Here is a 6615-nt window from a genome sequence, read left to right as displayed (position 1 = left end):
GCCTACCCGATAAGGAAATGCATATGTCTCCATAAGATGAGAGAACTTTTATAGAGATTGGCCGGTATAACTCGAAAGGAAGAAGGAACATGCTTATGGAAAAATTGATTATTTCACAGGTTCGTACCCGCTTGCGGGTCGCACGGAGGGGGCAACGCAAGCCCCAGTAATAGAAGTGAGGATGGGCAATAAAATTTGATTATGCTTTCGAGGAGGACAATGTGAATCTTAGTGGTCATACGGCATTGATTACCGGGGCAGGCCAGGGCATCGGTCAGGCCTGCGCAGAAGTTTTTGCAGAGAGGGGGGCGAGACTGATTCTCCTGGATAAGAGCAGGAAAACCCTCCCCCGTGTTGCAGAAAAGATAGCTTCACAATGGGGCAACGTGATTGCCCGGATCATAGACCTTACCCATACTGCACAACTTCAAAGGCTCATTGAAGAGTTTAAAAACGAAGAATCAATCGACATCCTTATAAACAATGCCGGTTTCGACCGGCCCGGAGTAACAGCAAAAATTGACAAAGATGATTTTAATGCTGTAATGGGGATACATGTGGGCGTCCCCTTTTTTCTTATTAAGTGGCTCTTACCGGAAATGCGCTCAGCCGGATGGGGCAGGATCATCAACATTAGCTCTGTGTATGGGATTTTAGGGGCAAAGGGGGAAGCAGCCTACGCTACGGCAAAGTCCGCAGTCCTTGGGCTGACAAAGACTGCGGCACGGGAAGGCGGGCCGGACGGGGTGACTGTCAATGCCATTGTACCCGGGCTCATCCGAACCCCTCCCATTATCAAAATGTCCGACAAATATAAGGAGCCTATTATCCGGGAAACCATGCTGGGGCGGATTGGAGAACCTGAAGAGATTGCAAGGGTTGCTGCATTTCTCGCATCAGACGACGCATCATTCATAACGGGAACAAGCATAACTGTTTCCGGGGGATGGGGGATTTAAGGTTAAAGGCAATTATGATTAAGAATTAAGAAAATGCTATACATTAACCGTCAATTACCATGAATTACTTAATTACCATGAATTACAATCAGTTGCCCGGTGTTTCCCCTACAGCCCTTCTGTATTTCTTTGTCGGGTTTTAGGGTTAATGGGAATTATTCATTTTGCGCTCTTTGCTGATTCATATGTGGTCTTTACCCGCCTGGACCTGCTTAAATAGACATACCATGCTGCAACATACGATACCGTGATAAGGCTATTGAGCGCAGTATTTGCTGCAAAGTCAGCCTGTACCTTTTCCGGCAGGCCTACCAGAGAAGGAAGCAACGTAGAAAATAAGGAATAAAAAAAGACGGCAAAGAAATATTTTTTCACAGTAGATACTGCATTGGGGAGTACTTTCCAGAGCGATATCCCTGCATAGACACTGAAAACCATCAAGGCGAGACTGCACGCCCCGCCGATGAGAACCAGATGTAAAAGCGGCGGGGAAGTGTCAAAGTTGGGTTTTGTGAGATGCGTTATTGAAACAAGGTTAAAGAGCATGGCAAACGGGTCAAGAATTGTAAGATTAATGCACAAAAGCAAAAGCCAGCCCTTTACACCTTTATATTTAATGTCTTCGTTATTCATCGTTTATACCCTCTACCCTCCTCCCACCGGTGGGAAAAGGGCAACGGTGTCACCGTCCATAAGCTGTGTATTCGGTTGTCCGTGGCGGCCATTAATGAAGATCAGCGTTACTTCTTTTTCGGGTATGCCAAGCTGCTGAATAATCTCGCACACCATTGTACCAACAGGAAACTCGCCGGTTTTTGTGTCAAAACGCCCTTCCCGCAACATGGCAAAGAGCTTTATGGTGATATGTATATTGCCCATCCAAACCAGAGAATATCATATCGAACAATCAAAAACAAATGCCCTTTTCCTGTTTTTAAAATTGAGCTCTAACTATTTAAAATAGTTACTAAAACCTGGTGTTTCCTGAGTTTTCTCATTCGATATGGCGGAATATAAGATCCAGGAATTGTCAGAGAGGGCCCATCAAAAAGCTTCTGACAGATTCCACGATATATGCTTTTTCTGCCTTTGTTAATTCAGGATATGCGGGGAGGGCAAGACTCGTGAGCGCCGCCTCTTCTGCAACGGGAAAGAAACCCTTTTTGTACCCCAACGATGAGAAGCATTCCTGCAGGTGTAAGGGGACAGGATAGTATATCCCCGTCTGTATCCCTTTTTCCTTGAGGAAACCCTGAAGTCCGTCCCTTTCTTTCAGACGGATCACATATTGATGGACAATGTGTGATCCGTCATCGCCCACATTCGGAAAGATAATGGGAAGTCCCTTCAGCCTTTTATTGTAAAACTTTGCATTTTCGATCCTTTTTCCGTTCCATGATTCAAGGTGGGGGAACTTCGCCATAAGTGCACAAGCCTTTATTTCATCGAGCCTGCTGTTAAACCCAATCATTTCGTGGTGATACGGGGTGTTATCCATGCCGTGCACCCTTAATTTTCTGACCTTCTCGCCTAAATCCTTCCTTTTTGTGAGCACCATACCGCCCTCGCCGATGCCACCAAGGTTTTTCGTTGGATAAAAGCTTAAGGCTGCAATGTCCCCGAAACTTCCCGACATCCCGCCGCCTTTCCTGGCGCCAAGAGACTGTGCCATGTCTTCAACGACAGGTATTCCGTGCTTTTCTGCTATCCTGCACACAGCATCCATATCGCAGAGCTTTCCAAAAAGGTGCACAACAATAATCGCCTTTGTCTTCGGCGTAATCGCCTTTTCTAAAAGTACGGGGTTTATATTGAGGTCATGTTCTTCCACATCAACAAAAACCGGTTTGGCATTGATAAGGGCTATAGAGCTCGCTGTTGAAAAAAATGTATAAGGAGTTGTAATTACCTCGTCCCCGTTTTTTATACCAAGGGCCATAAGGGAAAGGATGAGCGCATCTGTCCCGTTTGCGCATGATATTGCATGGGGCACCCCGGTGTATTCTGAAATAGCGCTTTCAAGCAGATTACAGTATTTCCCAAGGATGAGCCTTTGCTCTGTGAGAATCTCCTGCAAACCCTTGAATACATCTTTCTTAACCTTTTTGAACTGAGCCTTTAAGTTGATTACGGGAATGTTCATATTTAGATACTCCTTCAATAATTAAAGTACAATATAAAATAACCTTAGGTGGCGCATGTCTTTTCCTTCGGCCTTCAGCCTATTCACCTTCAGCCTTTATACCACATTCAACCCGTATTTCTCAATAATTCGTTGAATTCCGGTATCGTTAAGGTTACATTGGTAGCCATGGAAAGGTATGGAAACATTAAAGGAAAGGCCTTTTTTCTCCTCATGTTCCTCTGGTTCATATGGTTTATGAACTTCAGCGTGCGCACTATTTTTGCGCCTATTATGCCCTTGATTGAAGATGAATTTCTGATAAGCCATGCAAAGGCGAGCAGCCTCTACGTTTTTACCTCACTCGGATATGGGATTTCCCTTTTCTTTTCAGGCATGCTTTCCGGTCTGTTCGGTTATAAGAGGTCTATCATTGTCTCTCTGCTCGTATCGGCTGTTGTATTCTTTATTCTCCCTTCCATTAAAGCATTCTCCCTTCTTTCACTTTCAACCTTTGTGCTGGGACTCTCCACCGGGATCTACCTGCCTTCCATAATACCCCTCATAACAGAATATTATAATGAAAAAACATGGGGGAGGGCCATTGCCATCCATGACTCTGCAGCGTCTATAAGCATTTTTTCCGTACCATTCATTGCACTCTTTTTCCTCCGGTTTCTCCAGTGGAGGCAGATCTTTTATGTGTTCGGCATTGTTTTCATCATATCCATAGTCGTATTTGCAATTACCATTCAGGAGATAAAGATTCAGGCGAAAAAGGGGAATCTCCTTGGAGACCTTATTAAAAGTAAAACGCTCTGGCTTATGGGGGCAATCTGGATATTCGCCGCAGGTGCAAACCTCGGTGTATATTTTGTCATCCCCCTCTACCTCACCAAAGAATTATCACTTGATATCGGCTATGCAAACAAAATATTCGGCATATCACGGCTCGGGGGTGTCTTCGTTGCCATAATGTCAGGCTTTGTCATTGACAGGTTCAGTCTGAAAAAAACGATGTTCTTTCTTGTATCTATCGCCGGGGTGTTTACAATGTTCCTCGCATATAAGGACATAAGGTTTTTAGAGGTCTTCCTTTTCCTGCAGGCAAGTGTGGTGGGAGGATTTTTTCCGGTCGGGCTTGTATCAATATCGCGCGCCTTTGACCGGGAACAGAGGGGGATGGCAACAGGGTTAATCGTTACCCTCGGCGTCATCTTCGGCCTTGGTATAATACCGTATTTCCTCGGCCTTTCCGGTGATCTCGTGAGCTTTCGCCTGGGGATATTTATATTAGGTGCCCTTATGGTGCTCGTGAGTGGACTCACATTTTTTTTGAAAGAACTGAAGTAGTCGCAGGCAGGCCCTGCTCAGGTGGAAAGGCTGAAGGTGGAAAGGATGGTTTTTGCGCAACCGCGCATATCTTTTCCTTCAGCCTTGATGTTTTGTTATTGTTTATTGATTCAGGTCTATATCTATCTGTTGCGGTGCAAGCTCGTCTCTGGCGTATTTCAGGTGAATCTGCTCTTTTATGAAAAAATCAAAAAGTTCTCCGTCGATATGCCCGTCTTTTACCATAAATCCCATAATCTTAAGGACTTCCGAAAGGGCCTTTCCTTTTTTGTAAGGCCTGTCTTTTGCGGTCAAGGCCTCAAAGATATCAGCCAAGCCAAGGATACGGGACTGGAGGGGAAGCTGGTCCCCTTTTAATCCGAGGGGATACCCTGAGCCATTAGGCCTTTCATGGTGAGCCGCAGCATATTGAGAAACATTTCGCAGTTTTTTTGGAAACGGCAATTGTGAAAGCATCTTATAGGTAACCGTTGCATGGTTATTGATAACATCCCTTTCATCGTCGGTGAGGGTACCCCGCTGAATGCTCAGGTTGGAAATCTCATTATCGGTAAGAATGGGAGATTCTTTTCCATCAACGGTCCATCGCCTCTGTGCAATGTTCTTAAGCCTTTCTATCTTCTCTCCCCCCATAAATTCAGTACCAACGTTGGCCATTATAAGGAAATTCAAATCATCTTCGAGCATCTCGTTGAAATGGTCATCGTCTCCCGTTGTGCCCTGTTGCGCCGGGATATTTCCTGCAACAACAATCCCTGCTCTCAGCAGTTCGATCTCACGATCCCTCTTCAGCACCTCGAAACGGGTTTTCAGAAGTTCAATCCTGTCACAGATCGTTTCAAGCTTCGTTGATTTATCAACGACATATTCAGGGGTTGTGACCTTGCCCACATCGTGAAGCCATCCCGCAATACGGATTTCCCGCATCTGGTCTTCATTAAAGAAAACGTCTGCGTAAGAACCTTCCTTTGATTTATTGATTTTCTTCGCGATAGTCATGGTGAGCTCTGCAACACGCCGGACATGACCGCCTGTATAGGGCGATTTTTCGTCAATGGCGGTAGCAATCGATGTAATAAAAGATTCCAAAAGGTTTTCGAGACCCTGGATAAGGCGGTTATTGGTAAGCGCCACTGCAGCCTGGGACGTCAGAGACTCTGTCATCTCCTGGCTCTCGCCGGAGAAGGGAATCGATTCGTTTGATACTGTGTCCATGGCATTCAGCAATTGAAGGACACCTATGATGTCCTGTTCGTGGTCCCTCATAGGCACAACAAGCATCGATTTGGAGCGGTATCCTGTTGTAGCATCAAATTTCCTGGTACCCTCAAAATTAAAACCTTCTGCATCGTACACATCGGGAATATTCACCACATTACCTGAAATCGCAGCATAGGCGGAGACATTCGAGTGGTTCGGGCTGCCGTCGGGGTTTTTTAAGCTTACCGGTTTCCAGGCAATCTCCCCGCTGGTGCCGCCCATTCTGACATTCAGGGTATCATTCTGAACGATAGCAAACCGCAGCTCCTGCTCATCATCGGACATAATGTAAAGGGTGCCTCCGTCGGCATGGGTAAATTTTCTCGCCTCATCAACAATCATTTCGAAGAGCCTGCCGATGTTCTTCTCTGCTGACAGGGCCACGCCTATCTGGGTTAATTTTTTGATATGTTCAAGCTGGTTTTCAGTAAACTCCCTTACATCAGATACCAGTCTGTTCAACAATACATTTAACTGATCGTTGTTGGTGAAATTTACATGCCCTTTTACGGTTTTCTTTGCCATTTCATTACACCTAACTTTAGTTTTCTATTATATCCTAATTATATCATTAAGATTATCTTATACAATAAAAAATAATAAGGTTAAATTAGTTTTATTGGTTTAAATAGTTTTATTAGTTTTAACCAATAAGACCAATAAAACTAATAAAACAGGTTCTTAATCTAACAGGTTCTTAGCTTATTTTTTCCTTTATTAAAATATTTTAATTTTTTTACTTGACAACTTTTGTATACGCTGCTATAAAATTAAAAAACCTTAATAAAGGAGGTGGGGTTGGCTTTAATATCTAAGAACAAAATTAAAAAGGAGGCAAGAATGAAGAAAGTTATCGTTGTAATGCTTGCTCTGTTTCTTGCGATTCCTGCAATTACATATGCAGGGAGCGTAACAAGCAAG

The 6615-nt window shown here is 44.3% G+C and carries 6 protein-coding genes; 2 read left to right on the top strand and 4 right to left on the bottom strand.

Annotation, left to right across the window (positions count from 1 at the left end; genetic code table 11):
* Positions 1–221 precede the first annotated feature (221 nt).
* Entirely contained in the window at positions 222–959 is a 738-nt protein-coding gene (locus NTX75_10350; protein ID MCX5816620.1) for an SDR family NAD(P)-dependent oxidoreductase, read from the top strand.
* 159 nt (positions 960–1118) lie between these two features.
* Here NTX75_10350 and NTX75_10345 read toward each other — a convergent pair whose 3' ends face one another.
* The 3 genes from NTX75_10345 to NTX75_10335 form a co-directional block, all read right to left on the bottom strand.
* Complete coding sequence (locus NTX75_10345) at positions 1119–1592, bottom strand: DUF2569 family protein (GenBank protein ID MCX5816619.1); 474 nt, start codon at positions 1590–1592, stop codon at positions 1119–1121.
* 12 nt (positions 1593–1604) lie between these two features.
* Positions 1605–1829, bottom strand: a complete 225-nt coding sequence (locus NTX75_10340) for a MoaD/ThiS family protein (protein ID MCX5816618.1) — start codon at positions 1827–1829, stop codon at positions 1605–1607.
* Between the two features lie 160 nt (positions 1830–1989).
* Positions 1990–3102 carry a DegT/DnrJ/EryC1/StrS family aminotransferase gene (locus NTX75_10335; GenBank protein ID MCX5816617.1) on the bottom strand — a complete coding sequence of 371 codons (1113 nt, stop codon included), beginning with the start codon at positions 3100–3102 and terminating at the stop codon, positions 1990–1992.
* A 48-nt stretch (positions 3103–3150) separates the two neighbouring features.
* Between NTX75_10335 and NTX75_10330 the strand changes: the two genes are divergently transcribed.
* Positions 3151–4434 (top strand): MFS transporter, encoded by a 1284-nt coding sequence (locus tag NTX75_10330; GenBank protein MCX5816616.1) that lies wholly within the window; start codon positions 3151–3153, stop codon positions 4432–4434.
* A 102-nt stretch (positions 4435–4536) separates the two neighbouring features.
* Here NTX75_10330 and NTX75_10325 read toward each other — a convergent pair whose 3' ends face one another.
* Positions 4537–6219, bottom strand: coding sequence for an HD domain-containing protein (locus tag NTX75_10325; GenBank protein ID MCX5816615.1), 1683 nt, complete (start codon positions 6217–6219; stop codon positions 4537–4539).
* Positions 6220–6615: the final 396 nt, after the last annotated feature.

The sequence above is a fragment of the Pseudomonadota bacterium genome (assembly GCA_026388315.1).
Lineage (GTDB): Bacteria > Desulfobacterota > Syntrophorhabdia > Syntrophorhabdales > Syntrophorhabdaceae > MWEV01.
The sequence above is the reverse complement of the archived record's forward strand: the minus strand, read 5'-3'. Positions and strand labels throughout refer to the sequence as shown.

What these genes read in the sequence shown, in the direction of transcription:
- NTX75_10345 (MCX5816619.1), bottom strand. Translation starts at nt 1,592, where the DNA reads ATGAATAACGAAGACATTAAATATAAAGGTGTAAAGGGCTGGCTTTTG.
- NTX75_10335 (MCX5816617.1), bottom strand. Translation starts at nt 3,102, where the DNA reads ATGAACATTCCCGTAATCAACTTAAAGGCTCAGTTCAAAAAGGTTAAG.
- NTX75_10325 (MCX5816615.1), bottom strand. Translation starts at nt 6,219, where the DNA reads ATGGCAAAGAAAACCGTAAAAGGGCATGTAAATTTCACCAACAACGAT.